At 71.0% G+C, this 26,278-nt stretch carries 27 protein-coding genes; 11 read left to right on the forward strand and 16 right to left on the reverse strand.

From position 1 onward, the window contains the following. Positions 1-45: 45 nt before the first annotated feature. The gene (locus tag AC07EG_RS04245; RefSeq protein WP_478251546.1) at positions 46-1,035 is read left to right on the forward strand and encodes an N-acetylglucosamine kinase; all 990 of its coding nucleotides are present in this window, start codon (positions 46-48) and stop codon (positions 1,033-1,035) included. Positions 1,036-1,124: 89 nt separating this feature from the next. On the opposite strand, the gene AC07EG_RS04250 is transcribed toward AC07EG_RS04245, so the two are convergent. Then, positions 1,125-1,769, reverse strand: coding sequence for a DUF3159 domain-containing protein (locus AC07EG_RS04250; RefSeq protein WP_478251547.1), 645 nt, complete (start codon positions 1,767-1,769; stop codon positions 1,125-1,127). Between the two features lie 271 nt (positions 1,770-2,040). Between AC07EG_RS04250 and AC07EG_RS04255 the strand changes: the two genes are divergently transcribed. From AC07EG_RS04255 to AC07EG_RS04290, 8 genes are all read left to right on the forward strand, one after another. Next, the gene (locus AC07EG_RS04255) at positions 2,041-2,844 is read left to right on the forward strand and encodes an SGNH/GDSL hydrolase family protein (protein ID WP_478251548.1); all 804 of its coding nucleotides are present in this window, start codon (positions 2,041-2,043) and stop codon (positions 2,842-2,844) included. Between the two features lie 76 nt (positions 2,845-2,920). Further along, the gene (locus tag AC07EG_RS04260) at positions 2,921-3,325 is read left to right on the forward strand and encodes a hypothetical protein (RefSeq protein ID WP_478251549.1); all 405 of its coding nucleotides are present in this window, start codon (positions 2,921-2,923) and stop codon (positions 3,323-3,325) included. Beyond that, complete coding sequence (locus tag AC07EG_RS04265) at positions 3,325-4,590, forward strand: hypothetical protein (protein WP_478251550.1); 1,266 nt, start codon at positions 3,325-3,327, stop codon at positions 4,588-4,590. Before AC07EG_RS04260 ends, AC07EG_RS04265 begins: the two co-directional genes overlap by 1 nt. Then, entirely contained in the window at positions 4,587-5,303 is a 717-nt protein-coding gene (locus tag AC07EG_RS04270) for an ESX secretion-associated protein EspG (protein ID WP_478251551.1), read from the forward strand. Before AC07EG_RS04265 ends, AC07EG_RS04270 begins: the two co-directional genes overlap by 4 nt. A 40-nt stretch (positions 5,304-5,343) precedes the next feature. Beyond that, on the forward strand, positions 5,344-5,844 hold the full coding sequence (locus AC07EG_RS04275; protein ID WP_478251552.1) for an OmpA family protein: 501 nt from the start codon (positions 5,344-5,346) through the stop codon (positions 5,842-5,844). A gap of 13 nt (positions 5,845-5,857) precedes the next feature. Beyond that, complete coding sequence (locus AC07EG_RS04280) at positions 5,858-7,156, forward strand: hypothetical protein (RefSeq protein WP_478251553.1); 1,299 nt, start codon at positions 5,858-5,860, stop codon at positions 7,154-7,156. Between the two features lie 28 nt (positions 7,157-7,184). Then, positions 7,185-7,691, forward strand: a complete 507-nt coding sequence (locus tag AC07EG_RS04285) for a DUF6932 family protein (RefSeq protein ID WP_478251554.1) — start codon at positions 7,185-7,187, stop codon at positions 7,689-7,691. Further along, on the forward strand, positions 7,685-8,563 hold the full coding sequence (locus AC07EG_RS04290; RefSeq protein ID WP_478251759.1) for a hypothetical protein: 879 nt from the start codon (positions 7,685-7,687) through the stop codon (positions 8,561-8,563). The genes AC07EG_RS04285 and AC07EG_RS04290 overlap by 7 nt, the downstream gene beginning before the upstream one ends. A gap of 288 nt (positions 8,564-8,851) precedes the next feature. Here AC07EG_RS04290 and AC07EG_RS04295 read toward each other — a convergent pair whose 3' ends face one another. The 10 genes from AC07EG_RS04295 to AC07EG_RS04340 form a co-directional block, all read right to left on the reverse strand. Further along, a complete protein-coding gene (locus AC07EG_RS04295) occupies positions 8,852-11,659 on the reverse strand; it encodes an AfsR/SARP family transcriptional regulator (RefSeq protein WP_478251555.1) in 2,808 nt (935 codons plus the stop codon). A 266-nt stretch (positions 11,660-11,925) separates the two neighbouring features. Then, complete coding sequence (thpD, locus tag AC07EG_RS04300) at positions 11,926-12,822, reverse strand: ectoine hydroxylase (RefSeq protein WP_478251556.1); 897 nt, start codon at positions 12,820-12,822, stop codon at positions 11,926-11,928. Positions 12,823-12,863: 41 nt separating this feature from the next. After that, complete coding sequence (locus AC07EG_RS04305; protein WP_478251557.1) at positions 12,864-13,256, reverse strand: ectoine synthase; 393 nt, start codon at positions 13,254-13,256, stop codon at positions 12,864-12,866. A 23-nt stretch (positions 13,257-13,279) separates the two neighbouring features. Beyond that, positions 13,280-14,533, reverse strand: a complete 1,254-nt coding sequence (ectB, locus tag AC07EG_RS04310) for a diaminobutyrate--2-oxoglutarate transaminase (RefSeq protein ID WP_478251760.1) — start codon at positions 14,531-14,533, stop codon at positions 13,280-13,282. Positions 14,534-14,590: 57 nt separating this feature from the next. After that, the gene (gene ectA / locus AC07EG_RS04315) at positions 14,591-15,091 is read right to left on the reverse strand and encodes a diaminobutyrate acetyltransferase (protein ID WP_478251559.1); all 501 of its coding nucleotides are present in this window, start codon (positions 15,089-15,091) and stop codon (positions 14,591-14,593) included. Between the two features lie 279 nt (positions 15,092-15,370). Next, complete coding sequence (locus AC07EG_RS04320; RefSeq protein WP_478251560.1) at positions 15,371-15,907, reverse strand: DinB family protein; 537 nt, start codon at positions 15,905-15,907, stop codon at positions 15,371-15,373. Positions 15,908-15,919: 12 nt separating this feature from the next. Then, complete coding sequence (locus AC07EG_RS04325; RefSeq protein ID WP_478251561.1) at positions 15,920-17,155, reverse strand: DUF445 domain-containing protein; 1,236 nt, start codon at positions 17,153-17,155, stop codon at positions 15,920-15,922. A gap of 37 nt (positions 17,156-17,192) precedes the next feature. Further along, complete coding sequence (locus AC07EG_RS04330) at positions 17,193-17,969, reverse strand: Abi-alpha family protein (protein ID WP_478251562.1); 777 nt, start codon at positions 17,967-17,969, stop codon at positions 17,193-17,195. A 77-nt stretch (positions 17,970-18,046) separates the two neighbouring features. Further along, positions 18,047-18,658 carry an alpha/beta hydrolase gene (locus AC07EG_RS04335; protein WP_478251563.1) on the reverse strand — a complete coding sequence of 204 codons (612 nt, stop codon included), beginning with the start codon at positions 18,656-18,658 and terminating at the stop codon, positions 18,047-18,049. Continuing rightward, a complete protein-coding gene (locus AC07EG_RS04340; protein WP_478251564.1) occupies positions 18,655-19,620 on the reverse strand; it encodes a ring-cleaving dioxygenase in 966 nt (321 codons plus the stop codon). Before AC07EG_RS04340 ends, AC07EG_RS04335 begins: the two co-directional genes overlap by 4 nt. 98 nt (positions 19,621-19,718) lie before the next feature. On the opposite strand from AC07EG_RS04340, the gene AC07EG_RS04345 reads away from it, so the two are divergent. After that, on the forward strand, positions 19,719-20,177 hold the full coding sequence (locus AC07EG_RS04345; RefSeq protein ID WP_478251565.1) for a MarR family winged helix-turn-helix transcriptional regulator: 459 nt from the start codon (positions 19,719-19,721) through the stop codon (positions 20,175-20,177). Between the two features lie 434 nt (positions 20,178-20,611). On the opposite strand, the gene AC07EG_RS04350 is transcribed toward AC07EG_RS04345, so the two are convergent. The 5 genes from AC07EG_RS04350 to AC07EG_RS04370 form a co-directional block, all read right to left on the reverse strand. After that, entirely contained in the window at positions 20,612-21,034 is a 423-nt protein-coding gene (locus AC07EG_RS04350; protein ID WP_478251566.1) for a hypothetical protein, read from the reverse strand. A 90-nt stretch (positions 21,035-21,124) separates the two neighbouring features. Beyond that, on the reverse strand, positions 21,125-21,970 hold the full coding sequence (locus tag AC07EG_RS04355; RefSeq protein WP_478251567.1) for an ABC transporter permease: 846 nt from the start codon (positions 21,968-21,970) through the stop codon (positions 21,125-21,127). Then, on the reverse strand, positions 21,967-22,938 hold the full coding sequence (locus AC07EG_RS04360) for an ATP-binding cassette domain-containing protein (protein ID WP_478251568.1): 972 nt from the start codon (positions 22,936-22,938) through the stop codon (positions 21,967-21,969). Before AC07EG_RS04360 ends, AC07EG_RS04355 begins: the two co-directional genes overlap by 4 nt. Before the next feature lie 10 nt (positions 22,939-22,948). Next, positions 22,949-23,845, reverse strand: a complete 897-nt coding sequence (locus tag AC07EG_RS04365; RefSeq protein WP_478251569.1) for an SRPBCC family protein — start codon at positions 23,843-23,845, stop codon at positions 22,949-22,951. Continuing rightward, positions 23,842-24,165, reverse strand: coding sequence for an ArsR/SmtB family transcription factor (locus AC07EG_RS04370; RefSeq protein WP_478251570.1), 324 nt, complete (start codon positions 24,163-24,165; stop codon positions 23,842-23,844). The genes AC07EG_RS04365 and AC07EG_RS04370 overlap by 4 nt, the downstream gene beginning before the upstream one ends. A gap of 78 nt (positions 24,166-24,243) precedes the next feature. On the opposite strand from AC07EG_RS04370, the gene ilvD reads away from it, so the two are divergent. Next, the gene (gene ilvD / locus AC07EG_RS04375) at positions 24,244-25,908 is read left to right on the forward strand and encodes a dihydroxy-acid dehydratase (RefSeq protein WP_478251571.1); all 1,665 of its coding nucleotides are present in this window, start codon (positions 24,244-24,246) and stop codon (positions 25,906-25,908) included. Positions 25,909-26,278 lie beyond the last annotated feature (370 nt).

The raw sequence follows: 26,278 nt of genomic DNA on the forward strand, positions 1-26,278 counted from the left end.
CCGGTTTCACGGCATAGTCACCACCGTGTTGCGAGGAGGCCCCCAGTGAGTGACCCCAGCCGCCCCTGCGTCGTCGGTGTCGACGCGGGCGGGACGTCCACCCGCGCGCTCGCGGTCGACGCCGACGGCACCGTGCTCGGCAGCGGCCGGGCGGGCGGTGCCAATCCGAACGCGCACCCGCCCGCGCAGGCGGCGGCGAACATCGCGGCCGCCATCGGCGACGCCCTGCGCGACGCCGACCCCGGTGCGGTCCGGGCCTGCGTGGTCGGCATGGCCGGGGTGAGCAAGCTGACCGACCCGGCGATGGCGAAGGTGTTCGACGACGCCTGGACCAGGCTCGGGCTCGGCTCGGGGGTGCGCATGGTGGCCGACGCCGAGGCGGCGTTCGCCTCGGCCACCGACGCGCTGGACGGCACCGTGCTGGTGGCGGGCACCGGTGCGATCGCCGCCCGCATCCGCAAGCGGCGCCTGGTCGCCACGTTCGGTGGTTACGGCTGGCTGCTCGGTGACGAGGGTTCGGCGTTCTGGATCGGCCGCGAAGCGGTGCGGTCCACCCTGGCCGCGCTCGCCGCGGGCGGGCCGTTCGACGGCCTGCCCGCCGCGGTGCTCCGCGAAGCCCTGCACCTGTCCGATTTGGACGCATTGCGCGCGCAGACCGAAACCGACCGGTTGCTCACCTCCCGCCGGTTGATCACCACCTGCAACTTCGAATCGCCGATCCGGCTGGCCCGGTTCGCCCCGCTGGTCAGCGCGGCGGCCACCGGAGGCGACGCCACCGCACGGGAAATCACCGACCGCGCGGCGGAACTGCTGGTGGCCAACGCCCGCGCCGCCCGTGAACCCGGTGAGGACACGCCGGTGGTCATCGTCGGCAGCGTGCTGGTCGGCGACAGCCCCGTCGGGGCGAAGGTGCGGGAAACGCTCTGTGCCGCCGACGTCCGTTCCGCCACCGATGGCGTACTCGGCGCCGCCTGGCTGGCCGCGGTGGACGCCTTCGGTGAGAACGCTCCGCGACCGGTGCTGGAAATCCAGTAGAGCGCGAGAACAGAACATCGACGACGAACGTGCTTTACGAGTACGGTGGTAGTCGGCCCCCGGACCCTCCCCCCTCGCCGGGGGCCGTCTCACTCCTCCGCCGCCACCCGCGGGTGCCGCAGTCCGGGGTGCCCGGCGGGCAGTGAGCGGTGGAGCACCCAGCCGCTGACCGCCAGGGTCAGCGCCACCAGCGGCCAGGAGAGCACCGTGCGGGCCACGCCCAGCGCGACCACCTGACCGCTCCACCACAGCGAGCCGTACACCAGCACGCGCAGCGCGTACTGCCCGAACACCCAGATCCAGCTGGCCCGCGAGTACGCCCGCAGCAGTTCGGGGTCGCGCCGCCAGCGCGTCTTCTGGCCCAGCGCGAAGCCGACCACCACGCCCAGCAGCGGCCAGCGCACCACGATGCTCGCCGCCCACAGCAGCGCACTGGCCACATTGGACAGCAGCTGGATCAGGAAGAAGTCCTCCGCGCGCCCGGTGTGCAGCGCGATCAGCGCCGCGGCGACGACGGCGGCGAGGCTGACCACCACCGCACGCGCCTTGTCCCCGGTCACCAGCCGGAACGCGCCGAGCAGCACGGCCACGCCGATGGCCACCCCGGCGCCCCAGGCGATCGAAGAGTCCGCGGCCAGCCAGCCGACCACGAAGGCGGCGGGCGGCACGCTCGCGTCCAGCGCGCCCTTGCGGCCACCGAGCAGCTGGGCCAGGGACTCGCGCGATTCGGTCACAGGCGGCTCCGTCACCCCTACAGCCTGCCTCAAACACCCGACGAAGGGCACCCTTACCTTTGGCCGGTCGCTAGATCATTCCCCAGGATGATGCCGGGCACCCGTTCGGCGGCGTCTAATACGGGTGCCAAGATGGCGCCGGGCGTACGACACTGTGACGTCCGAGCAAAACAGAGGTTGCGGCAGTCGGGATTGTGGGGCGATCTTCGAGTGTTGGAACCCGGGGTACCAGAGGAGTTTCCGCAGGGCACGGGGTGGAGGGAGACCCAGAGTGTTTGGCTTTGACAGCTACGTCGCGGTAGGCGACAGCTTCACCGAAGGGCTGAACGACGAGCTTCCGGACGGCAGTTTCCGGGGTTTCGCCGATCGGCTGGCCGAGATTCTGGCTGGGGGCCGGAGTGAGTTCCGTTACGCCAACACGGCGCTGCGGGGGAAGATGCTCGCCGAGATCGTCGACGAGCAGATCCCGCTGGCGCTGGAGTTCCAGCCCGATCTGGTGACCTTGTGCGCCGGTGGCAACGACATCGTCGTGCCCGGCGTCGACGTCGACGCGGTCGCCGCGCGCTTCGAGGAAGCGGTGGTCGCGCTGCGCGCGGCCGGGATCACCGTGGTGGTGTACACCGGTCCCGACACCAAGGTGATGTCGGTGATGAACCGGTTGCGCGGCAAGGTGGCCATCTACAACGCCCACCTGCGCGCGATCGCCGACCGGCACGGCGCGCACGTGGTCGACCTGTGGTCCATGGACGCGCTGCACGACCTGCGGGCGTGGAGCGACGACCGGCTGCACTTCACCCCGGAGGGCCACCGCCGGATCGCGTTGCGCACCGCCGAGGTGCTCGGCGTGCCGACCGAGCAGGACTGGCGCGAGCCGTGGCCCGCCACCGCCGAACCGGTCACCTGGATCTCGCTGCGCCGGTCCGATCTGGAGTGGACCAGGGTGCACCTGCTGCCGTGGATCCGCCGCCACCTGCGGGGTGAGTCGCTGGGGGACGGGCTCGTGCCGAAGCGGCCGCGGCTGGACCCGCTGCGTCCCTCGGACGGTGGATTGGTGGACTCGAAGCCCGCGCCCTGAGCCGTTCGGCGGACACGGGTGCCGGGGGTGGGCTAAGGTCCGCTACCTGGAGCAACTGGGGGGAGGCGGTTTCGTCGTGTCCACGTGGCAACAGCCCGCAGACGTCGGCGGGTGGCTGAACGCGGTGCCGTGGGTGGTCACCGACGCACCGCAGTCGGCGGGCCCGCCGGCCGGCGGCTTCGCGATGAGCCGCAGCGAGATGATCAGCGTGCTGACCGAGGCCAAGCAGCTGCGGGTGCAGGTCGACACCCAGATCATGGCCACCCAGGCGCTCAGCCGGATCACCCCGCCGGGGCGTGATCCGGCGAGCGAGCGCTACGTGGCCGCGGCCAACCTCACCGGCTTCAACTACATCAACCACCTGCGGTTGCAGTCGAAGTACCTGGGTGACCTGGTCGGCAAGCTGAACAAGGCGCTGGGCAACGTCGAGGAGAACGACGCGAACTCGGCGGCCGCGGCGCGGAAGGCCGGCGAGCACTGATGGGCTGGTTCCTCGGCGCCGTCGGCCCGTGGGCCGGGCTCGACGACTACCTGAAGAAGCTGGAGGAGGACGGCGCGTTCATCCCGCCGGGCGACCTGGTGCGGATGGTCCGCGACGGCGCCGGTCCGGCCAGCCTGCAGGAGGCCCGGCAACTGGGCCTCGACCAGCACGACGAGCAGCGCGCGCTGGAGGACGGCACGCGGCGGCTGGTGGCCAAGCTCGAATCGGCGTGGACCGGCAGCGCCTCCGACGCCGCCCGCGCCAACATCCAGCCGCTGGCCACCGTCGCCGAGATCGCGGCGAAGACGCTCAAGTCGAACTCGGAGATCGTGCAGAACCAGGTGCACAGCTTCGAGAACCTGAAGGCGTCGCTGCACCAGGTGTCGAACGACCCGCCGGAGAAGGGGTTCTGGGACAGCGCCACCCCGTGGGACACCGACACCGAGGACCAGATCAACCAGCGCAGCCGGCAGGTCTCGGAGAACAGCGAGAAGTACTCGGCGTACGTGCAGACCAGCGACGGCAACAAGGCGTCGATGGTCGCCGACTACGGCCACGTGCCCGGGTACAGCGGCAACGACTTCGAAGTGGAACCACGCAAACCGGGTGAACCGGAGGATCCGGTTCACCACGGGAAGTACCGGTTGCCGGAGAAGAAGATCGACGGCTCCACCAGCACCAGCGGGTTCACCGGGCACGCGCAGCCCAGCATCCCGGTGCCGCACCTGCCACCGCCCCCGGTTTCCCCGCCGCCGCCGGTGCAGCCACCGCTGCCGACGCCGTCGATCCCGATCGGCACCACGCCGTCGGGTTACCAGCCGCCGAAACCGGCCAAACCGGCGTGGCCGGGCATTCCGGGCGTCGGGCCCGGCAATCCCGGTGCGTTCGGGCCGCGTGGCGGGGGTGCCGGTGGTGACTTCGGAGCCGGTGCCTTCGGCCCCGGCGGCGGCATCCCGTCGGCCGGGGTCGGCGGTGGCGGTTCCGGTTCGGGCGCGGGTGGCGGCAGCGGGGCACCCGGCGCCGGTGGCCGGGTCGGGGCCGGCCCGCTCGGCGCCGGTGGCCCCGGGGCGCCCGGTGGGGGTGCGCCGGGCGGTCCCGCCGCGGGTGCCCGCGGCTCCGGCATGGGCGGCGGTGGTGGCGGTGGTGGTCGCGGCCAGGGTGGCGAGGACGGCGAGCACCGCCGCGCCTCCTACCTGGAGGAAGCCGATCCCGACGCGATCTTCGGCACCGACCAGCGGACGGCACCGCCGGTGATCGGGCAGTGAGCGTCCGGTTGCCCCAGCCGATCGTGCTGCCGCTGGCGGCGTTCCGGCAGGCGTGGAAGTGGCAGGGGCTCGGTCCGCTGCACCCGGTGATCGGCATCGAGGAGCGCTGGGCCGACACCGACACCCAGCGCGACCTGGAGAACCGCATCCTCGACGGGCTCAACCGCGTGGGCCTGGCCCGCGGCGGGGCGCTGAGCAAGCAGTTCAAGGACGTGCTCAAGGTGCTGGCCGAGGCCGACCGCGAGTACTACGGCTGGGTCGGCCTGGTCGACTCCGGCCGGTCGGCCGGGGTGCTGGTGGCCACCGACGAGTTCGGCAGCGCCGTCCGGGTGTTCCGCGACGACGCGCACCTGCGGCTCGACCACGCCGAGTTCGACGCGCCGGAACGCAGCCTGGTGGAGTCGCTGCCGCGGGTGCCGCCCGCGCCGGTGCCGGAGCTGCGGGTGCCGCGGTCGCAGGCGGACGCGGTCACCGAGGTGATCCGGTCGCGGCGGACCGGGGTGCACAAGCTGCACGCGGCCCGCCCGGACCGCGGTGGCTCGCGGCGGCGCAGTGCCCCGCTGACCGTGCTCGACCTCGCCGGGCGCGGCCGGGTGATGACCTTCGTCACCGAGGAGCGGGGTGCCGAACCGCAGGTCCACTGCGCTCCCGGCAGCCCGGAGGCGCTGGCCCGCCACCTGCACGCGGCGGACTCCGCCCTCCGGCCGTACTGACGATTAGCACCGGGGTGAAACCGCGAGTTATGGTCAGGACATGTCCGGCCGTCTGTTGCTGATCCCGTTGGCGCTGGTGGTGACCGCCGCGCTGGCGCTGGTGATCACCTGGACCGACGGTGCCCGGCTGGAGGCCGAACTGGCGCAGCGCTCCAGCACACCCGCCGCGGCGCCCCCGGTGCGGCCCGCGACCGCCGAAGAGGGCGGCGACCTGCAGGCCGAGATCGACCGGGTGCTGGCCGCGCACCCGATCACCTTCACCCCGGACACCGCCGAGCTGACCGCGGAGAGCCAGGACACGGTCGGGCGGATCCGCGAGCTGCTGGCGAAGGCACCCGCCTCGGCCACCTTCGAGGTGGGCGGGCACGTGGCGAAGACGCCGGGTGACGAGGAGGCGGGGCTGGAGCTGTCGCGGCAGCGCGCCGAGGCGGTGGCCAACCTGCTCGGCCTCGGCGACCGCATCAGCGCGAAGGGCTACGGGGACACCCGGCCCAAGGCGGACGGTGGGGACGACCGCCGGGTCGAGATCACGGTCAAGTAGGGGGAAATCGGCGATGTTGTGGTTGTTCGGCCAGATCTGGCTCTGGTTGCTGGCCGCGTTCGGGCTGGGGGTGCTGCTGACCTGGCTGGTGCTGGGCGCCGTGCACCGGAAGCAACTGGCCGCGGCCGAAGCGGCGGCGCTGCCCCCGCTGAACGCCCCGGCCCCCGACCACGACACCTTCGCCGACCTCCGCGACGACGCCCGCCCGGGGGCCGACGCCTACCCCGCCACCGACAGCGACGCCTACCCCGGGCCCGCCACTGCCCATCCGGAGCCCGAGAGCCGCAACGCGGCCTACCCCAAGCCGGACAGCGACCACGATCCCTACCCCGGCCCCGTCAACGGCCACGCCGCCTACCCGCAGCCCGACAGCGATCACGATGTCTACCCCGGACCGAACAGCCACGCCGGCTACCCGGACACCGACAGCGATCCCTACTCCGGGCCCGCCAACGGCCACGCCCCCTACCCGGACACCGACAGCCGCAACACGGCCTACCCGCAGGACAACAGCAACCACGACGCTTACCCCGGGCCCAACAGCCACGCTGCTCACCCGGACACCGACAGCGGCCTCGATGCCTATCCCGGCCCCGTCAACGGCCACGCCACCTACCCGGGCACCGACAGCCACGACACCGCCCACCCGGAGCCGGACAGCGCCCACACCGCCTACCCCGGCCCCGACAGCGGCCTCGATGCCTACCCCGGCCCCGCCAACGGCCACGCTGCCTACCCCGGCCCCGCCACCTACCCGGACATCGACAGCCGCGACGCGGCCTACCCCGAACCGGACAGCGACCACGACCCCTACCCCGGCCCCGCCAACGGCCAGGCTGCCTACCCCGACAGCCGCCACACGGCCTACCCGGAGCCGGGCAGTGACCACGATCCCTACCCCGGTCACGCCAGCTACCCCGACAGCCGCGACGCCTACCCAGGCCCCGGCACCGGCTACGCGGGCCCCAGCAGCCATGCCGCCTACCCGGACCCCGACAGCGAGCACGAAGAGCCCTACCTGCTCACCCACCCCACCGACGCCTACGACCGGACACCGCCGTCGCACGAGCCCGTGGCGCACGACGGCGACTACCCCGGCAACCTCCACCCCGCCGCGCCCTACCCGCCCCTGCACGCCAACGACGGCTACCCGCAGGACGACCAGGAGTACGCCTACCCGGCGGAGGACGAGGACGCCCACCGCGGACGGCCCGGCGGCGGCGAGATCGACTGGCCGGTCGAGCAGGCCCAGCCCGCGTGGCCGACCGACGAGGACTGGCCGCCTGCGGAGCCGCGTCGGCGCGACTGGTAATTTCGGCTGTCCCATTCGAGGAGGGTCGATGCCGCTGCCGCACTGGACCGCGGACGGGGTGCTCCCACCCGGCGCGCATCCGGCGGATCTGGCCGATATCTACGAGCGCCTGGTCTGCGACGCGCCCTACCAGAACGAGCGCGAAATCCTGTTCGGCGCGCTGAGCAGCTACCTCGGCGTGGTGTGCCGGATCATCCCGTCCGGCCGCGCCTGGGTCGACGGCGGGCTGACGCTGTGGTCGGAGGAACCGCCGGGCACCGTCGACGTGGTGCTCATCCCCGACGAGTGGGGCAGCCTGAAGAAGCTCGACGGCGCCGCGCGCGCCGCGCTCTACGGCATGGTCACGCTGCGCGGGGCGATCATCGGCCAGCCCGCGATGTACCTCGATCAGGTGCAACCGGTCGGCGGCCTGCTCGACGGCTACCTGTGCGTGCCCGGCCACGAGGAGACGTGGGCGGAGACCTGGTCCTCGGTGCGCGGGCCGTACGGTCCGATCGAGGGCCTGGTCAAGGGGTACGCGGAGGTGCGCTGGTGAACAGGTTCCGCGAACTGGCCGAGGACATCGCCGGCGGCACCTGGCTGGACGACCTGGCGCGCGCGTCGGCGATGGCGGCGCACGCGAAGTTCGAGCGGACCTCGCGGTCGCCGCTGCTGCGGGTGTCGGTGCTCGGCTCGTCGCAGCAGGACGCCTACACCTTCTCCGACATCGGCCGGGCCCTGCAGGACGCGACGGCGAAGATCGGCCGGATCATCCGCGAGCCGCAGAGCGAGATCACCTACGTGCAGCCCGCCGACCGGGAGAAGGCGCCGCTGATCCAGCGCGGGCAGGCGGGGAACACGCTGTTCTTCGGCTTCCCGGAGCCGGAGCCCGCCGACGCGCTGATCCACGACGGCATCGAGACCCTGTCGGAGCGCGCGGTCAAGGAACTGTGCGACTTCCTGCCCGCCAACGGTTCCGACGACGGGGCGCTGGACGCGGTGCTGCTGCAGCGGGACACCGTGCGGAACGCGGTCAGCGACATCGTCGCCGCGGTGACCAAGAACGCCGGGATCGGGCTGCAGCTGACCACCACCGCCGGCGAGGACGTGGCGCGCAGCATGACCACCGAGCAGGCGCGCGTGCTGCGGGGCAGCCTGCGGGAGTCGCGGGAGGAGGTCGGGTACGAGACGGTCTCCGGCAGGCTCGACGGCGTCCGCACCCGGCGGCGGATCTTCTACCTGGAACGGGAATCGGGCGGGACGGTGCAGGGCGCCGTGGCCCCGGACCTGCTGGACGAGATCAAGCTGAACCTGGACCGGCCGGTCACCGCCCGCCTGCGCGTGGTCCGGACCACCACCATCGACGGCCGCCGGGGCCGCCCCGTCTACGAGCTGCTGGAAATCACTCCCGAGACCAGCCTGTTCTAGCCCCACCCACGCGCGGGGACGCGGCCGGCCGGCGCTCCCCCTCGGCGCGCCGGCCGGCCGGTGTGGGCGCCGGGCCCTCCCCCTGGCCGGTCCGGCGCGGTGGCTTCCACGCGTCCCACCGCGATTCCGGAAGCCGCGGTGGTCGCCGGCTCGTGGCCCTCCCCGGCCGCCGGACGATCACCGCGATTTGAACACTACGCGTGAGCGCCGCGAGCCTGCTAAGAGTTCACTAAGTAGAGATTTCACCTGTCCGCGAGAATCTTCCGCTCGACGGACGGCAGTGGTGACTTACCGCTGTTCTTCCATTGCGGCGAGTTCCTCACCCAGTTCCACCGGCCACGGCGCCCCGGCCTGCCGGAACCGTTCCGAGGCGAGTTCCAGCTGCTCACGGGCCTGATCGACGACCCCGAGGGCCACCAGCACCCGCCCCAGCGCCGTCCGGGAAACGCCCTCCTGCAACACGAATCCGCGGCTGGTGGTCAGCTCGATCGCCTGACGCGCATACCGTTCCGCCTCCCCCAATTCCCCGGTCAGCAGGTGCAACTCCGCCAGGTTGTTCAGTGATACCACTGCGTAACTGTCGTCCCCGAGTTCGCGGTCGATGGCCAGTGAACCGAGCTGGTGCTCGATCGCCTCGGCGTACCGCCCGGACAGCTTCTCCGCCTCGGCGCAGTTCGCCAGCGCCTGCCCCCGCAACGCCAGGTCACCGGTCCGCTCGGTCTCCTCGATCGCCTGCCGCAGCCGCTCGATCGCCTCCTCGTACCGCGCCGAACCGCTCAGCGCCGACCCGACGTGGATGTTCGCCGACACCAGCAACCGCTTGTCCCCGACCTCGGCCGCCAGTTCGAGCGCGCGCTCGGCGTCCGCCAGCCCGCCGCCCTCGATGTCGAAGGTGAGCGCGATGGCGCACCGCGAGATGAGCATCCAGCACCGCGCGAGCGGGTTCCCGCTGGCCGAAGCCGCCGCCAGGCCCAGCTCGACCAGCCCGGTCCACTCGTCGCGCAGCGGCCGCACGACGCGGTAGGTGTGCACGACGCGCGCGAGCTGCCAGGCGTCCTCGAACCGCCCGGCGCGGTGGGCGGCTTCGCAGGTCTCCAGCAGGTTGGGCCACTCCAGCGCGAACCAGTCCAGCGCGTCGTCGAACCCGGGCAGTTCGGGCAAAGCCGAGTCCGGCAGCGAAGTCGTGAAGTCGAGCGGGTCGACGATGCGCAGCAACCGCCGTCGCGCCCGGTCGGCCGCGGCCTGGTAGAACCGCACCGACCGCCGCAGCACGGCTTCGCGCTCGGTGGCCGCCAGTTCCGTCTCGGCGAGGCCGCGCAGGTACAGCCGGACCAGGTCGTGCGGGGCGAACACGTCCCGGCCGACCTCGGTGAGCAGGTGGTACGCCGCGAGCGTGCGCAACCGGCGGCGCGCCTCGGCGACCTCCGTGCCGCCGATCGCGGCGGCCAGGTGCGGCCCGACCACCGGTCCGGTGAACGCGCCGAGCAACCGGAACAACGACGCCACCTCGTCCGGCAGTCCCCGCCGGGACACGTCCAGCGCGGCCCGCACGCTCGCCTCCGCCAGGTCCGCCCCGGCGACGTCCAGCGCGGCCAGCCGGGTGCGCTCGTTGGCCAGCTCCGCCACCAGGTCCGCTACCGTCCAATGTGGACTGGCCGCCAGCCGGGCACCGGCGATGCGCAGGGCCAGGGGCAGGTGACCGCACAGCTCGGCCAGCTCGCCGTAGTCACCCGGCCCGGCCAGCTCCTCGATCAGGCGGGTGGCGTCCGCCGGCGGCATGGTGTCCAGCGCCCGGATGTGCGCGCCGCCGCCCACCGCCAGCCCGTCGAGCCGGGCCCGGCTGGTCACCACGGCCACCGACCCGGGCGCGGGCGGCAGCAGCGGGCGCACCTGCTCGGCCGACCGGGCGTCGTCGAGCACCACCAGCACCTTCGCGTCGGAGAGCAGCGACCGGTACAGCGCGATGCGCTCGTGCGCCCGCTCCGGCAGTTCCGCGGGCCGCACGCCGAGGCCGAGCAGGAACTGGGTGAGCACGTCGCCGGGTTCGAGCGGCGGGTGCTCCGGGTCGAACCCGCGCAGCGCCGCGAACAACACGCCGTCGGGAAAGCTCGCGCCGTTGCGGTGCGCCCAGGAGATCGCCAGCGCGCTCTTGCCGACGCCGGGCGCACCGGTGACCACGCCGACCACACCGGCCCCCCGGCGGGCCCGTTCGACCAGGTCGTCCAGCCACGCCAGTTCGGCCGTCCGGCCGGCGAACCGCGGCACCGCGGCGGGCAGCTGGGCCGGGGTCACGCGGACCAGCCGGGGCGGCGGCCCCTTCGCCGACGAGGGGTCGGTGAGGTCGTCGCGGAGGATGCGGTCGTGCAGTTCGCGCAGCTCGGCGCCGGGATCGATGCCGAGCGTGCCGACCACGTGCCGGGCCGCGCGGCGGTACACCGCGAGCGCGTCGGCGCGGCGCCCGGCGTGGTAGAGCGCCCGCATCAGCTGGCCGATGGTGCGCTCCGCCAGCGGGTTCTCGCGCACCATGGTGGTCAGCTCGGAGATCAGCTCGGCGTGCCGCCCGAGTTCGAGGTCGGCGTCGACGCGGGCGCCGTGCACCGCCAGGCGCAGGTCCTCCAGTTCGGGCGCGTGCACCGAATCGGGCACTCCGGACAGCACCGGGCCCTTCCACAACGCCAGCGCCTCGGCGAGCACGGACGCGCGGCGCTCGGCACCGGCCGCGGTGGCGTACTCGAGCAGGGCCCGCGCCCGGTGCACGTCGATCTGCGACGGGTCGACGGTCAGCTGGTAACCGGGTGGCCGGGTGTGGATCTGCGCGCCGTCCCCGCCGTCACCCTGGATGGACCGCAGCACGCGACGCAGGTGCGAAACGTTGCCGTGCACGATGGTCCGCGCGGTGGCGGGCGGATCGTGCCCCCACAAGGCGTCGATGATGTCGTCCAGTGGAACAACTTTGTTGGCGTGCAAGGCCAACAGCGCCAGCAGGCCGCGCACCCCCGGTCCGCCGACCGGCACCGGCCGCGATCCGGCGAGCAGTTGCACCGGCCCGAGCAGCTGGAACCAGGCTTGCCGGGACGCAAAATCCCCTTCGCTCACTACGCCTCCCCTGCGTCGTGGACGAGCAGGACAAGACGTTACTCGCAAACCCGGCGGGAGGCTGAACAGCGGGAAAACAACACCGCCCTGCACCATCAGTCCCGATCTGATGGTCCAGGGCGGTGTTGCCGACTGCCACGCGTCCCGGTGCGGATGGGCTCACCCCGAGCAAGGAGTAACCGCCGCGTCACCGGAACCGTGACGCGGACAAACGTAACAGGCTGCGAAGGGTCACTGAAGAGCCACCCCTCGCAGCCCGTCGGCGGTCAGCGCCGGACCGGGGTGAAGTCCCTGGCCGCGATGAACTCCGGCCGCGGCTTGCCCGCCGCGAACGGTTCGACCGCCGCGTTGTCCACGCTGTTGAACACCAGGAAGATGTTCGAGCGCGGGTACGGGGTGATGTTGTTCCCCGAACCGTGCATGATGTTCGAGTCGAACCACAGCGCCGAGCCCGCGGGCCCGGTGAACTGCTCGATGCCGTGCTCGGCGGCGAGCTTGGCGATCTCGTCCTCCGACGGCACGCCGACCTTCTGCTCCTTGAGCGAGGACTTGTAGTTGTCCTCCGGCGTCTCACCGGCGCACTGCACGAACGTGCGCTGCGAACCCGGCATCACCATCAGCCCGCCGTTGAACGGGTAGTTGTCGGTGAGCGCGATGGAGCAGCTGACCGCCCTCGGCACCGGCATGCCGTCCTCGGCGTGCCAGGTCTCGAAGTCCGAGTGCCAGTAGAAGCCGTTCCCGCGGAACCCGGGCATGTAGTTCACCCGGCTCTGATGGACGTACACCTCGGACCCCAGGATCTGGCGCGCGCGGTCGAGCACGCGCGGGTCCCGGACCAGCTCGGCGATCAGCTCGCTGATCTTGTGCACCTCGAAGATCGAGCGGACCTCGCCGCTGGCCTTCTCGGTCACCACGCGCTCGTCGGCCTTCAGCTGCTCGTCACCGGAGAGCCGGACGAGTTCCTGCCAGTAGGTCTGCACCTCGGCCGGGGAGAGCAGGCCCTCCACCACCGAGAACCCCTTGGCGTCGTGCGAGGCCAGGGTGGCCGCGTCGATCGGGCCGTCCGCTTCGGTCCCCCACACCGTGGGGTCCAGGCGGTCGATCGCCCCGGCCTCCCCAGCCGGGAGTCGGGTCGGGTAGGCGTCCCCGATCCGGGTGTCCATCAGAGTCAAGCTGCTCGCCTCCTCGAAATCGTGCCGGTCGCTCAGGATTCTTCGGTCACCAGCGGGTAGACGCCGTTCTCGTCGTGCACCTCGCGGCCGGTGACCGGCGGGTTGAACACGCAGACGGTCTTCATGTCGGTCTTGGGCAGCACCTGGTGCTTGTCGTGGTCGTTGAGCAGGTACAGCGAGCCCGGCTTGAGCTGGTGGCGCTCGCCGGTGGCCTTGTTGACCACCTCGCCTTCGCCCTCGTAGACGAAGACGGCTTCGATGTGGTTGGCGTACCAGAAGTCGTTGACCGTGCCCGCGTAGAGCGTGGTCTCGTGCACCGAGAAACCGACCTTCTCCTTCGCCAGGATGATGCGCTTGCTGCGCCAGTTCGGCGTCTTGATGTCGGCGTCGGTGTCGGTGATCTCGTCGAGGGTGCGGACGATCAAAGCGGTCTCTCCTTACGGTGTTCCTACTTGGTCAGCACGGCGCGAACGGACTCGCCGATGATCTCCAGGCCCTGGTCCAGCTCGGCGTCGTTGAGGGTCAGCGGCGGCAGCAGCTTCATCACCTCGCCGTCCGGCCCGGAGGTCTCCATCAGCAGACCACGCTCGAAGGCGTCCGCGCACACCGAACTCGCCAGCTCCCCGCTGGCGAACTCGAGCCCGCGGGCCAGGCCGCGCCCCTTGGCCACCAGCTTCGCCTCGGGGTAGGTCTGCACGATCTCCTCGAAGACCGAGCCGATGCGCTCGCCCTTGGCGCGGGTGGAGCGTTCCAGCTTGTCGTCGCTCCAGTACACGTTCAGCGCCTCGGTGGCGGTGACGAACGCGGGGTTGATGCCGCGGAAGGTGCCGTTGTGCTCACCCGGCTCCCACACGTCCAGCTCGGGCTTGATCAGCGTGAGCGCGAGCGGCAGGCCGTAGCCGCCGATCGACTTCGACAGGCAGACGATGTCCGGCTTGATGCCGGCGTCCTCGAAGCTGAAGAACGGGCCGGTGCGGCCGCAGCCCATCTGCACGTCGTCGAGGATGAGCAGGATGTTGTGCCGCTGGCACAGGTCGGACAGGCCCTTGAGCCACTCCAGCCGGGCCGCGTTGATGCCGCCCTCGCCCTGCAGCGCCTCGACGATCACCGCGGCGGGCTCGTTCAGGCCGCTGCCGGAGTCCTCCAGCAGCCGCTCGAAGTACAGGAAGTCCGGGTAGGCGCCGTCGAAGTACTTGTCGTAGGGCATCGGCGTGGCGTGCACCAGCGGCACCCCCGCGCCGCCGCGCTTCATCGAGTTGCCGGTGACCGAGAGCGCGCCCAGCGTCATGCCGTGGAAGGCGTTGGTGAAGTTGATCACCGACTCCTTGCCGGTCACCTTGCGGGCCAGCTTGAGCGCGGCTTCCACGGCGTTCGCGCCACCGGGGCCGGGGAAGACCACCTTGTAGTCCAGGTCCCGCGGGCCGAGGATCCGGTCCTGCAGGGCGGTCAGGAAGTCGCGCTTGGCCACGGTGAACATGTCCAGCGCGTGGGTCACGCCGTCACGCGCGATGTAGTCGAGCAGCGCCTGCTTCAGGGCCGGGTTGTTGTGCCCGTAGTTCAGCGCCCCCGCGCCGGCGAAGAAGTCGAGGTACTCCTTGCCCGTCTCGTCGTAGAGCTTGCTGCCCTGCGCCCGGTCGAAGACCACCGGCCAGCCGCGGCTGTAACTGCGCACCTCGGATTCGAGTTTCGAAAAGATTTCCATGTTCATCGCCAGTTTTCCGTCCGTCCCTGTGGAGTTGCCCTCTGGTCGACGCGCGGATCAATCGCGCGTCAGCGGTCCGATTCGATAGAGGTGCTCGGGTTCGTGCCCGCCGTCGTCGTCCGGGAAATCGGCGGAACTGAACAGTTCTGCGCTTTCCAGATCGGCTTCCCAGCGCTTCGCGAAGGATTCGAAGAGCTTGATGGACGCCTGGTTGTCCGGGGTGATGGTGGTCTCCAGGTAACGCACGCCCCGCCCGACCAGCCGGTCGAACAACGCGTCGAGCAACGCTCCGGCCAGCCCTTTCCCGCGCTGGGAGGCGTCGACGGCGACCTGCCAGACCAGCGCCGCCTCGGGGTCGGACGGCTTGCGGTAGGCGATCACGAAGCCGACCGGTGCGCCGTCGACGCGCGCCACCACGGAGGTGTCCGCGAAATCGCGGCACCACAGCAGATACGCGTACGCCGAGTTCAGATCGAGCTTCTGGGAATCGCGCGCGATTCGCCAGAGCGCGGCACCGTCTGCCTTGGTCGGGGATTCGATCAAGTGCTTTCCGGACATGTCGAACGAACTTAACAGAATCGCAAAGGGGGCTCAGCCCGGACGGACTAGTGCACCGGCGCTACCTGCACGAACACAAAAAACCCTGTGAGCATGGCAACAGTAACGTAGGTTTGCCGCTATCCACGGACTATAATGCGCAACTCACCGATACCGCTTCGTGACGAAGTGGTCTCACTTCGGACACGGTAGTGGCAGCGCTCACCGGACGCGACCCGGATTACGCGTTTGGCCCAAGCATACGCTGGGTACCCCTGGACTTTTCCCAGCGGGAGATCCTCATTCGCCGACCGTCCCGTCGGCGAACTCACGCAGCACGTCGAGGTGCCCGACGTGCCGGGCGGTCTCCTGGACCAGGTGGGTCAGCACCCAGCGAACGGTCTTGTCCTCGCCGGGGCGGCGCACCGGGTCGTCGGCGGCCAACCCGGCCAGCGCCTCGCGGGAAATCCGCCATTCCTCCTGGTAGGCGGCCACCAGCTCGGCGGGCGACTGGCTCCGGCCGACGCGGAACAGGTGGTCGTGGTCGCCGGTGTCGCCCCAGAGGTCCGGCAGGTCGCTGCCGCCGCCGACGATGGTCAGCCACCACCGCTCGACCGCGATCAGGTGCCGCAGCACGCCCAGCGCGTTCATCTCCGGCGACGCCGGGAACGGCGTGCCCGCGGCCTCGGCCCGGCTCAACCCGGCGACCTTGTTGACCGCGGTCGCCCGCAGGAAGTCGAGGAAGCCCCAGAGCAGGGTCAGCTCGTCCCCGGCCCGGGTCTCCGGCCACGCCCGCGCCACCGGATCCGCCATTTCCCCCGAACTGGAGTTCGACACCGGGAAAAGCTATCAGGCGGAGAAGTTCTCCAACAGCAGCACCTGCGCCTCCCCGACGGCGAAGCCGAGCAGCGCGCCGGTGGCGATGAGGATCCATTCGTCCTGCTGGAAGGCCGGCCGGAGCAGGTTCTCGAACTGCTCCGGGCTCAGCTGCTTCATCTTGGTGACCAGCAGGTTCCGGATGTCCATCGCATCTTCGGCGTAGTCCTCGACGTAGCTCATCGTCTCCGGCAGCCGCGCCATGGTCAGCTCCGAGATGCGCAGCTTCATCGCCTGGTACCGCTTGCTGCCCACGGCCATCACCACCAGCGGCCGCGCCACGCTGGCGTGCTTGGCCAGTTCCGCGTCCACCTGCCGCTGGACCAGCGCGAGCAGCTTGTCGGCGGCGGGCCCGCGCAGCACCGCCTCGATCACGTTGTGCGGGGTGATGATCTCCTTGGCGATCAGCGCGGCGTAGGCCGCCGAGACCTCGGCGCGCCGCTTGAGGAACAGGCCCTGCCACTCGAACAGGCCGAAGTAGCGCTTCGGCTGCTTCGGGTAGAAGATCATCTTCAGCGCCAGCCAGTCGGTGAACCAGCCGGTGAACAGGCCGAACAGCGGCATGATCAGCGGGATCTTGAACAGCACCCAGACCACCATCTGGACCACGCCGATCAGCCCGCCGAAGACGATGCCGGAGCGGGCGATGAACCGGAACTCCCGGTGCCCGGCCTCCTGGAAGATCCGGTTCAGCAGCCGCTTGTCCTTGACCAGGCTGGTGACCACCATGTCCTTGAGGTCGAAGACGCTGTCCACGTCCTCCCGGACCCCGGCCATGATCGAGGCGACCATGCGCGGGGTGTCGGCCTGCACCCGGGTGATCACCAGGCGCTGCACCCGCGTCGGCAGCGATTCCCACAGGCCCGGCTGGTACTCCGCGGCCACCACCCGCATGATCTCCTCGAGGCCGGCCAGCAGCGGTTTCTCGATCTCCTCGGCGATGCGCCCCGGATCGAGCCGGTCCAGCACGTCAGCGGGCTTGATCAGCTGCTGGGTCATCGTGTCGACGGCGATGCCCGCCATCCGCGCGGCCCGCTTGGGCACCACCCCCTGCCAGCCGAGGAACGGTTTGACGCCAACGAATTCCAGCGGCTGGAACATCATCCGGATGGCCACCAGCTTGGTGCCGTAGCCGATCAGCGCGGCCACCAGCGGGATGGAGCAGTAGAGCGGCCAGTTCCGCGCGAAGTCCTCCACGATGCCGCCCACAGCTCATGATCACACGGGCGTCCACCTGGGACAACGCTCAGCCGCGGGCCGGATCGCAGGCCGCCCAGAACTGCTTGCCGAGCCGGGAGATGTGCACGGTCCGGCGAACGAACTTCACCCGCTTGGCCGAGTTCTCCGCGGCCCGCACGGCGTCGTCGGTGAGCAGGATTTCGTACTGGGTCTCGAGTTCCGGCACTTCCTCGTCCACCTCCGCCAGGCCGAGGCCGATCAGCCGGGTGACGTAGCTGGGCACCTGGTCGAGCAGGGTCACCCCGGCCGCCTTGCCCACAGTGGACGCGTTGCGCAGCACGACCCGGCCCGCACCGCCGAGGCCGGTGCGCTCGGCGACGTCGATCAGCGGGAACGGCGCCCCGTCGGCCAGCGCGGAGAGGATGCGTGCTTCGTCCGGGGTGAGCTGGCGCAGGATGATCGCGAACAGGTACTCGCGGGCGCGCTCGCGGCCGAAGCCGATGGACCGGTTGAGCAGCTCGGCCATCGCCGCGCGCAGCGGCTCGATGCTGTCCGACGACGGCATCACCACCACCGTGCCGCGGATCTCGCCGGTCAGCGGCGGCTGGATGTGCCGCCCGTTGCCGACGTTCATCGCCGACGCGGCGCTCAACGCGGCCAGGTACGGGTCGTCGACCTCCTCCAGCCGCCGCCGCAGCTCGGTCAGCGCGAGCCGTTCGAGCGAGCGGAGGCCGCGTTCGGCGGCGTCGGCGCCGGGCAGGCGCTTGCCGAGGGTGTAGCCGGCCTTGGCGGCCAGGCCGGCCAGCCTGCCCGCCCGCGCGGCGAAGTTCTCCTGAGCACCCACGGCACGCCTCCCCTCCCCGACGCCCGGATACTACTTTCCAGTAGGTTCACTGGGCCGAACGGACGCCGTTGCCTCCATCACACCACGAGCCAAGCCTTCGCGGCGGCCAGTCCTTCCGGCGTGACCTGGTGCCCACCGGCGTGCCGGTGCTCGGTGACCTCGGCCGACCGCTCGCGCAGGAACGCCACGTACTGCTCGGTCGAAGCCAGCGGTGCCATCGGGTCCCGCTCGCCGTTGGACAGGAACACCCGGCTGCCGCGCAGCTCGCGGGCGGGCGGCTCGGGCACCGGTGACATGGCGGCGAACAACACGGCCTCGGTCAGCGCGTCCGGGCGCAGCAACACGGTCGCGGCGGCGATGTTGGCACCGTTCGAGAAGCCGAGCGCGACCAGCCGCTTGCCCTTCAGGTCGTACCGCTCCCGCGCGGCCAGCACGAACTCGGCCAGCTGGTTGGCCCGGAAGAGCACGTCCCGGGTGTCGAACACCCCCTCGCGCAGGCGGCGGAACCACCGCGCGGCACCGTGCTCGGAGACCGGTCCGGCGGGCGCGAGCAGCGACGCCTCCGGGTTCAGCTCCCCGGCCAGGCCGACCAGGTCGTCCGGGCCGCCGCCGGTGCCGTGCAGCAGGAGCAGCACCGGCTCGGCCGGGTCGCCTTCGACGAACTTGTGCTCCAGGGCGAGGTCGTTCACGCGCGCTCCATGTCGTTCTCGGCGGGCAGCTCCAGCTTCGGCAGCGAAGCCTCGATCTGCTCGCGGGTCGGCTCCAGCCACGGCGGCAGCTTCAGCGCGCGGCCCAGCTCCAGCAACGGCTCGTCGATCGCGAAACCGGGTTCGTCGGTGGCCATCTCCAGCAGCGTGCCGCCGGGCTCGCGGAAGTAGATGGAGCGGAAGTACTGGCGGTCCAGGATCGAGGTGACGTTCACCCCGCGGTCGACCAGCTCCTCGCGCCAGGCCACCTGGGTCTGCTCGTCGGGCACCCGCCAGGCGACGTGGTGCACGGTGCCGGAGGCGACCAGCCCGCGGGGCGCGTCCGGGGTGACCAGCACGTCGACCAGTGCGCCGGGCCCGCCGTCACCGGCGGCGAAGCGGAAGCGGTTGCCGTCCTGCTCGGTCAGGCTCAGCCCGATGCCGTCGGTCAGCATCTCGGCGGTGGCCTCCTCCTCGGCCACCGAAAGGGTGACCGAGTGCAGGCCGCGGATGGCGTGCTGAGCGGGCACCAGCGGGGTGTCCCACGGGTCGCGGGGGTCGCCCTGCGGGTGCGCGACGAGGGCGAGCTCGAGGCCGTCGGGGTCGGCGAAGCTCAGCGTGTCCTCGTTGTCGCGGTTGGTCACGCGGCTGGTCCGCACACCGGTGGCCTCCAGGTGCTGCTTCCACCAGCCGATCGAGTTCTCCGGCACGGAGAAGGAGGTGGTGGTCGCCTGGCCGGTGCCGTGGCGCCCGCCCGGTGCGTCCTTCCACGGGAAGAAGGTCATCAGCGTGCCGGGCTTGCCGGACTGGTCGCCGTAGTAGAGGTGGTAGGTGCCGGGGTCGTCGAAGTTGACCGTGGTCTTCACCAGCCGCAGGCCGAGTGTGCGCAGGTAGAAGTCGGCGTTGCGCTGGGGGTCGCCGCCGATGGCGGTGACGTGGTGCAGGCCGCTGGTCTTGATGGACATCGCTACTCCTCGGGAAGCGGGGGTGACTCGACGCTAACCCGATAACCTCTTGCGTGCAAGATATATTCCGGCGAGACATTTGCGGTACACTCGGCTCCGTGACGCGACCGGATCCGTGCACCGACGACGACGAGATCGTGACCTGGTGGGGCCTGGTGATCGAGGGTTACCTGGCCACGCAGCAGAAGCTGATGGGCGAGATCGCCGACCGGTTCGGCCTGGCGCCCGCCTCCTTCGACATCCTGCTCCGCCTGGTGCGCTCCCCGGAGAACCGGATGCCGATGACCCGCCTGGCCGGCGAGGCCGCCCTGTCCAGCGGTGGTTTCACCAAGGTGGCGGACCGCATGGTGGCCGCCGGCCTGATCTGCCGCGTCCCCTCCCCCGACGACCGGCGGGTCACCTACGCCGCCCTGACCGAGCACGGCCTCTCCGTGGCCACGGACGCACGCCGGGCGTGCGCCGAGATCCTGCGCAAGATCGTGCTGGCCCCCCTGGGCGCGGAAGCCTCCACCGCCCTGGCCGACGCCATGCGCACGCTGCGCACGCACAACGCCTGACTTCCGCTGCGGCCGGACCCCGAGCTTGCGCAAGACCGGGCGGCCGGATCGCATCCTGGCGGCCTGACCTCTTGCCCACGCGGCCGAAGCTCCTGTTCGCGCAGCTGAATGGCACCCTCGCACTCAGCCAAGGTCCACCTTCGCGCGACCAAAGCGGGCACTCGGCAACCGAGCCATGCTCGCGCGGCCGAGACTCACCCCCGCGCGGCCGAAGCGCGCACTCAGGTAGCCGAACCCCATGTTTCGGGGAGCGAGTTCATGTTCGGGTGGACGGGGTCGACCCTCGAGGCATGGCGGGTGGCGAGGACGACCACCTCGACCACGCGGCCGAAGCGCACTCGGCAACTGAACCCACGTCGCGCCTCCGCGGGGGAGCGAGTTCACGTCCGGGTGGGTGAGGGCGGCACCCGAGGCATGGCAGGCGGCCGAGAAGGTCAGGCGGACACGGCGTGCGCGGTCCGGATGGTGATCGCGGACCACGTCACAAAAGTCCACAGCACCAGCGAAGACAGCAAGTCCGTGAAGATGGTGGCGAACCAGAACGCCGGGATGTCCGGCACGCCGAACAGGAAGTGCCCCAGGCTCGCCACGCCCGAAAGCGAGAAGACCAGCAGGTACGCGTTCGCGGCCCAGTAGCGGCGGCGGACATAGGCGACACAGGCCAGCAGGGCGAAGGCGGCGAACAGGAACCACCCACCGCCGACCAGGAGGCGGGTGGCGAGCAGGCTCAGGCCCTCCACCGGCGGGTAGTCCTCGGCTCGGATCGAGTTGTGGGCGTAGTGCAGGCCGGTGGTGAGCAGGCTCCCCAGCAGGACCCACCGCAGGACCACCAGCCCCCGCTCGTGCTGCTCACCCATGCACGCCTCCCCATTTGATAGATCGCTCTAGCGCCGAGGGTAGGGCCGGAAATGCCCCCGGCACAAGGGGCCGGGGGCATCCGGGGAGAGTCAGCGCTGGCGGCCGTACAGGCGCATGGTGATCGGGCCGAACACGGCGATCAGCACCGCGCACGAGCCGAACACCCACAGCAGGTCCGCACCGGCGACCGTGCCGTGCATCAGCCCGCGCACCGAACTGACCAGGTGCGTCACCGGGTTCACGTCGACCACCGCGCGCAGCCAGGACGGCATGGTGGCCGGGTCGACGTAGATGTTGCTGCCGAAGGTCAGCGGCATCAGCACCATCATGCTCCAGCCCATCACCGACTTCGACGTGGACAGCTTCAGCCCGAACATCGTCCACACCCACGACAGGCTGAACGAGAACACCAGCAGCATGGCCACCCCGGCCAGCACGCCGACGAACCCGCCGCCCGGCCGGAAACCGAGCAGCAGCCCCAGCAGGATGGTGATCGTCGCGCCGAGCAGGTACCGGACGGCGTCGCCGAACAACGCGCCGACGATCACCGACGGGCGCCAGATCGGCAGCGAGCGGAACCGGTCGAAGATGCCCTTCGAGATGTCCTCGTTGATGCCGACCCCGGTGTACATGGTGATCATCACGACGCTCTGCACCAGGATGCCCGGCAGGAAGAACTGCAGGTAGTTCTCGGTGGAACCGGCCAGCGCACCCCCGAACAGGTAGGTGAACATCAGCGTCATCATGATCGGGAACGCGGTCACGTCGAACAGCTGGTCCGGCACGTGCTTGATCTTCAGCAGCGCCCGCCAGCCGAAGGTGAACGAGGTGGTCAGCGCGCTCGGCTTCGGCGGCCGCTCGCGGGTGGCCAGCGCCTTCAGCAGCGTCTCGTCGACCACCTTGGCGGACGTGGCCGGTGCGGATGTGGTGGTCATGCCACACTCCCCTCGAGTTCCCCTTCGACCTCTTCGGCGGTGTGCCCGGTCAACGCCAGGAACACCTCGTCCAGGCTCGGCTGCCCGAGCGAGTAGGCGGCCACCTGCACCCCGGCCGCGGGCAGTTCGGCCAGCGCCCCGGCCACCTTGTCCGGCTCGGGCACGCGCACGGTCAGCGCCACCGGATCGGCATCGTGCTCGACCGGCACGTCGAGCACCCGCGAGAGCACGCGACCGGCTTCCGCACGCATCTCCGGCTCGGCCACGCGGACGTGCAGCGCGCCGGTGCCGACCGAAGCCTTGAGCTGGCCGGACGTGCCTTCGGCGATGATCTTGCCGCGGTCGATCACCGCGATGCGCTCGGCCAGCTGGTCGGCCTCCTCCAGGTACTGCGTGGTGAGCAGCACCGTGGTGCCGCCCGCCACCAGTGCCCGCACGATGTCCCACACCTGGTTGCGGCTGCGCGGGTCGAGGCCGGTGGTCGGCTCGTCGAGGAACATCAGGTCGGGTGCGACGACGATGCTGGCGGCGATGTCGATGCGCCGCCGCATCCCGCCGGAGTACGTCTTCACCAGCCGCTCGGCGGCCTCCTCCAGGCCGAACGCCGACAGCAGCTCGTCGGCCCGCCGCTTCGACGCCTGCCGCGAGAAGCCGAGGAGCCGGGCCAGCAGCACCAGGTTCTCCACCCCGGACAGGTCCTCGTCGACCGAGGCGAACTGGCCGGTCAGGCTGACCCGCTGGCGCACCGCGTCCGCCTCGGTGACCAGGTCGTGCCCGAACACCTTCGCCGCACCCCCGTCCGGCTTCAACAGGGTGGCGAGCATGCGGATGGTCGTGGTCTTGCCCGCGCCGTTGGGCCCGAGGAAGCCGTAGACCCGCCCCTCCGGCACCGCCAGGTCGACCCCGTCCACCGCGCTCGTCTTGCCGAACGTCTTGACCAGGCCACTGGCCTCGATCGCCAAATCCATGGAACCCCCATCACCGGTTTCGCTGTTCGAGTTCTGCGAAGCGCTGCTCCGGCCAGGTGGGCCGGTCACCGAGGACCAGCTCGGCGAACAACTGCTCGAGCCGGATCTGCCCAGCGGCGAGCACGGTAGCGCGCACCCCCGACAATTTCGCCGGGATCGTCTGGATCAGCTCCACGTGGGTGGCGACTTCGGGATCGTGGACCAGGCGCCAGCGCACCAGCCCGGCGTCCTCGCCGCCGTGCCGCCACCGGTAGGCCAGCTCGCGCGGTGCGTCCACCGCGGTGACCTGGCCCGCGGGAACCGGGCCGATGGTGCACGGTAGCGGCGGTTCCTGCCCGATTTCAACCGGATTGCCCCCGGTGAGCGCCGCCCAGACGGTGTCGAACGACCGCCACACCACGTCGAGCACGAACCGCACCCCGTCTTCGGTGTCCTCACCGCGGCACAATTCGAATTCCCGCAGGTAGGAGAGCATCAGCGGGCGGTGGTCGAGCGGTTCCCCGGTGCGCCCGTCCAGCCGCGCCGACAACGCGGCGAGGCAGACGTCCCAGCCCGCCGCGGTGCGCGCGGCGGTGAACCGCGCCCCCTCGGCCATGGTGTGGGTGAACACCAGCAGGCAGCCGGACTCCTCGGGCACGATCTCGAACCGCAGCACGTCGGTGTTCCAGCGGAAGGCGTACACCTTGGGTGAGTCGTATTCGAGGACTTCGCCGTGACTCTTCTCGTCCTCGCCTTCGAAGGTGAACTCCAGCGCCGCCCCGGCCCTCGGCTCACCGGCGATCAACGCGGGGAACCAGTGGGCCAGTTCGGCGGGGTCGGTGACCGCCCGCCAGACCTTCGCGGGCGGGTGCGCGAGCCGGCGCTCGAACCGCAGTACCGGCTTGCCGGCGACGGTGTGCAGGGTCATGACGGGTCCTCCTCGTCGGACATGGTTTCGAGGTGGCGTTCGAGCGCGTCCAGGCGCGCGTTCCACAGCGCGCGGTAGGGCGCGAGCCAGGCGTCTATCTCGGCGAGCGGCTCGGGGCGCAGCCGGTACCACCGCCGTTGTGCGTCCTGGCGGACCTCGACGAGTCCGGCTTCGCGCAGCACCTTCAGGTGTTTCGAGACCGTCGGCTGGGTGAGCGCCAGCCGGTCGACCAGGTCCCCGACCGGGCGTTCCCCGGCGCGGAGCAGGTCGAGGATCTCCCGGCGACGGGGTTCGGCCAGCACTTCGAACGTAGTTGCCACTCGGGGAATATAGCCGTTGAGGCATTTACAGTGTCAAGAGGACTCGCGTCGGCCCCCGGCGGCGGACAGAATGGGGCGATGGCCGACCTGAAACCACGCAGCCGGGACGTCACCGACGGAATGGAACGGGCGGGTGCCCGTGGCATGCTCCGCGCCATCGGCATGGGCGACGAGGACTTCGCCAAGCCCCAGATCGGGATCGCGTCCTCCTGGAACGAGATCACCCCGTGCAACCTCTCGCTGCAACGCCTGGCGCAGGCGAGCAAGCAGGGCGTGCACGCCGGTGGTGGCTTCCCCATGGAGTTCGGCACGATCTCGGTGTCCGACGGGATTTCCATGGGGCACGAGGGAATGCACTTCTCGCTGGTGTCCCGCGAGGTGATCGCGGACTCGGTGGAGACGGTGATGCAGGCCGAGCGGCTGGACGGCGCGGTGCTGCTGGCCGGCTGCGACAAGAGCCTGCCGGGCATGCTGATGGCCGCCGCCCGCCTCGACGTGGCCTCGGTGTTCCTCTACGCCGGTTCGATCCTGCCCGGCACGGTGGACGGCCGCGAGGTCACCATCATCGACGCCTTCGAGGCGGTCGGCGCGTGCGCGCGCGGGCTGATCTCCCGCGAGGAGGTCGACAAGATCGAACGCGCCATCTGCCCCGGCGAGGGTGCGTGCGGCGGCATGTACACGGCGAACACCATGGCTTGCGCGGCCGAGGCGCTGGGCATGTCGCTGCCGGGTTCGGCCAGCCCGCCCTCGGTGGACCGCCGACGCGACCGCTTCGCGCGGGAGAGCGGCGAGGCCGTGGTCGGCCTGCTCGGCACCGGCACCACGGCGCGGCAGATCCTCACCCGCGAAGCGTTCGAAAACGCGATCGCCGTGGTGATGGCCCTCGGCGGCTCGACGAACGCGGTGCTGCACCTGCTGGCCATCGCGCACGAGGCCGAGGTGGAGCTGACGCTGGACGACTTCACCCGCATCGGCGACCGGGTCCCCCACCTGGCCGACGTGAAGCCGTTCGGGCGGCACGTGATGACCGCGGTGGACCGGGTCGGCGGGGTGCCGGTGGTGATGAAGGCACTGCTGGACGCGGACCTCCTCCACGGCGACTGCCTGACCGTGACCGGGAAGACCCTGGCGGAGAACCTGACCGAACTGGCCCCGCCCGAGCTGGACGGCGAGGTGGTGCGCAAGCTGTCCAACCCGATCCACCCCACCGGCGGGCTGACCATCCTGCACGGCAGCCTGGCCCCGGAAGGCGCCGTGGTGAAGAGCGCGGGCTTCGACGCGGATCGCTTCGAAGGCACCGCGAGGGTTTTCGACGGCGAGCAGGCCGCGATGGACGCCCTGCCCACGCTGCAACCGGGCGACGTGGTGGTGATCCGGTACGAGGGCCCGCGCGGCGGCCCCGGTATGCGCGAAATGCTCGCGGTGACCGGCGCGATCAAGGGCGCCGGCCTCGGCAAGGACGTCCTGCTGCTCACCGACGGCCGGTTTTCCGGTGGTACCACGGGTTTGTGCGTCGGCCACGTGGCACCAGAAGCCGCCCACGGGGGTCCGATCGCCTTCGTCGCCGATGGTGACCCGGTGGTGCTGGACCTGACCACCCGCACCCTGGACCTGGGCATCACCCCGGACGAACTCGCGGAACGGCGGAAGGGCTGGACCCCGCCCGCCACCGCACGAACCGGCGTACTCGGCAAATACGCCCGCCTGGTCGGTTCGGCCGCACAAGGCGCCGTCTGCTCCTGAACCCCCGGCCGCACCCACGGCACCAACGGGAGCCGAGCACCGAACTCACCCACCCCGGCGACACAAACGAAGCCGGCACAACGGGAGCCGGGACACGGAAGACGCGAGCCGACACAGAAGACGCCAACTAGAGACAGAACACGCGAGCCGAACACAAAGAACAGGAGCCGGGCGCCAAACCCACCCAAAGAGCAAACGCGACCCGGGCGCCGAACCCAGCTCCCCACCCACACTCCCCCTTCCCCATCCCGGTCCAAAGCCAAGCACACGGCGGGGGGGGGGGGGGGGGGGGGGGGGGGGGGGGGGGGGGGGGGGGGGGGGGGGGGGGGGGGGGGGGGGGAGGGGGGGTAGGGGAGGGGGAAGAGAGAGG

Source organism: Amycolatopsis sp. NPDC045836, assembly GCF_056431745.1.

Coding starts and splice junctions, on each gene's coding strand:
- AC07EG_RS04265 (WP_478251550.1), top strand. CDS start 3,325: ATGGGCTGGTTCCTCGGCGCCGTCGGCCCGTGGGCCGGGCTCGACGAC.
- AC07EG_RS04275 (WP_478251552.1), top strand. CDS start 5,344: ATGTCCGGCCGTCTGTTGCTGATCCCGTTGGCGCTGGTGGTGACCGCC.
- AC07EG_RS04280 (WP_478251553.1), top strand. CDS start 5,858: ATGTTGTGGTTGTTCGGCCAGATCTGGCTCTGGTTGCTGGCCGCGTTC.
- AC07EG_RS04285 (WP_478251554.1), top strand. CDS start 7,185: ATGCCGCTGCCGCACTGGACCGCGGACGGGGTGCTCCCACCCGGCGCG.
- thpD (WP_478251556.1), bottom strand. CDS start 12,822: ATGGACACCCGGATCGGGGACGCCTACCCGACCCGACTCCCGGCTGGG.
- ectB (WP_478251760.1), bottom strand. CDS start 14,533: ATGGAAATCTTTTCGAAACTCGAATCCGAGGTGCGCAGTTACAGCCGC.
- ectA (WP_478251559.1), bottom strand. CDS start 15,091: ATGTCCGGAAAGCACTTGATCGAATCCCCGACCAAGGCAGACGGTGCC.
- AC07EG_RS04340 (WP_478251564.1), bottom strand. CDS start 19,620: ATGTCCATCAAGACCAGCGGCCTGCACCACGTCACCGCCATCGGCGGC.
- AC07EG_RS04350 (WP_478251566.1), bottom strand. CDS start 21,034: ATGGGTGAGCAGCACGAGCGGGGGCTGGTGGTCCTGCGGTGGGTCCTG.
- AC07EG_RS04355 (WP_478251567.1), bottom strand. CDS start 21,970: ATGACCACCACATCCGCACCGGCCACGTCCGCCAAGGTGGTCGACGAG.
- AC07EG_RS04360 (WP_478251568.1), bottom strand. CDS start 22,938: ATGGATTTGGCGATCGAGGCCAGTGGCCTGGTCAAGACGTTCGGCAAG.
- AC07EG_RS04365 (WP_478251569.1), bottom strand. CDS start 23,845: ATGACCCTGCACACCGTCGCCGGCAAGCCGGTACTGCGGTTCGAGCGC.
- ilvD (WP_478251571.1), top strand. CDS start 24,244: ATGGCCGACCTGAAACCACGCAGCCGGGACGTCACCGACGGAATGGAA.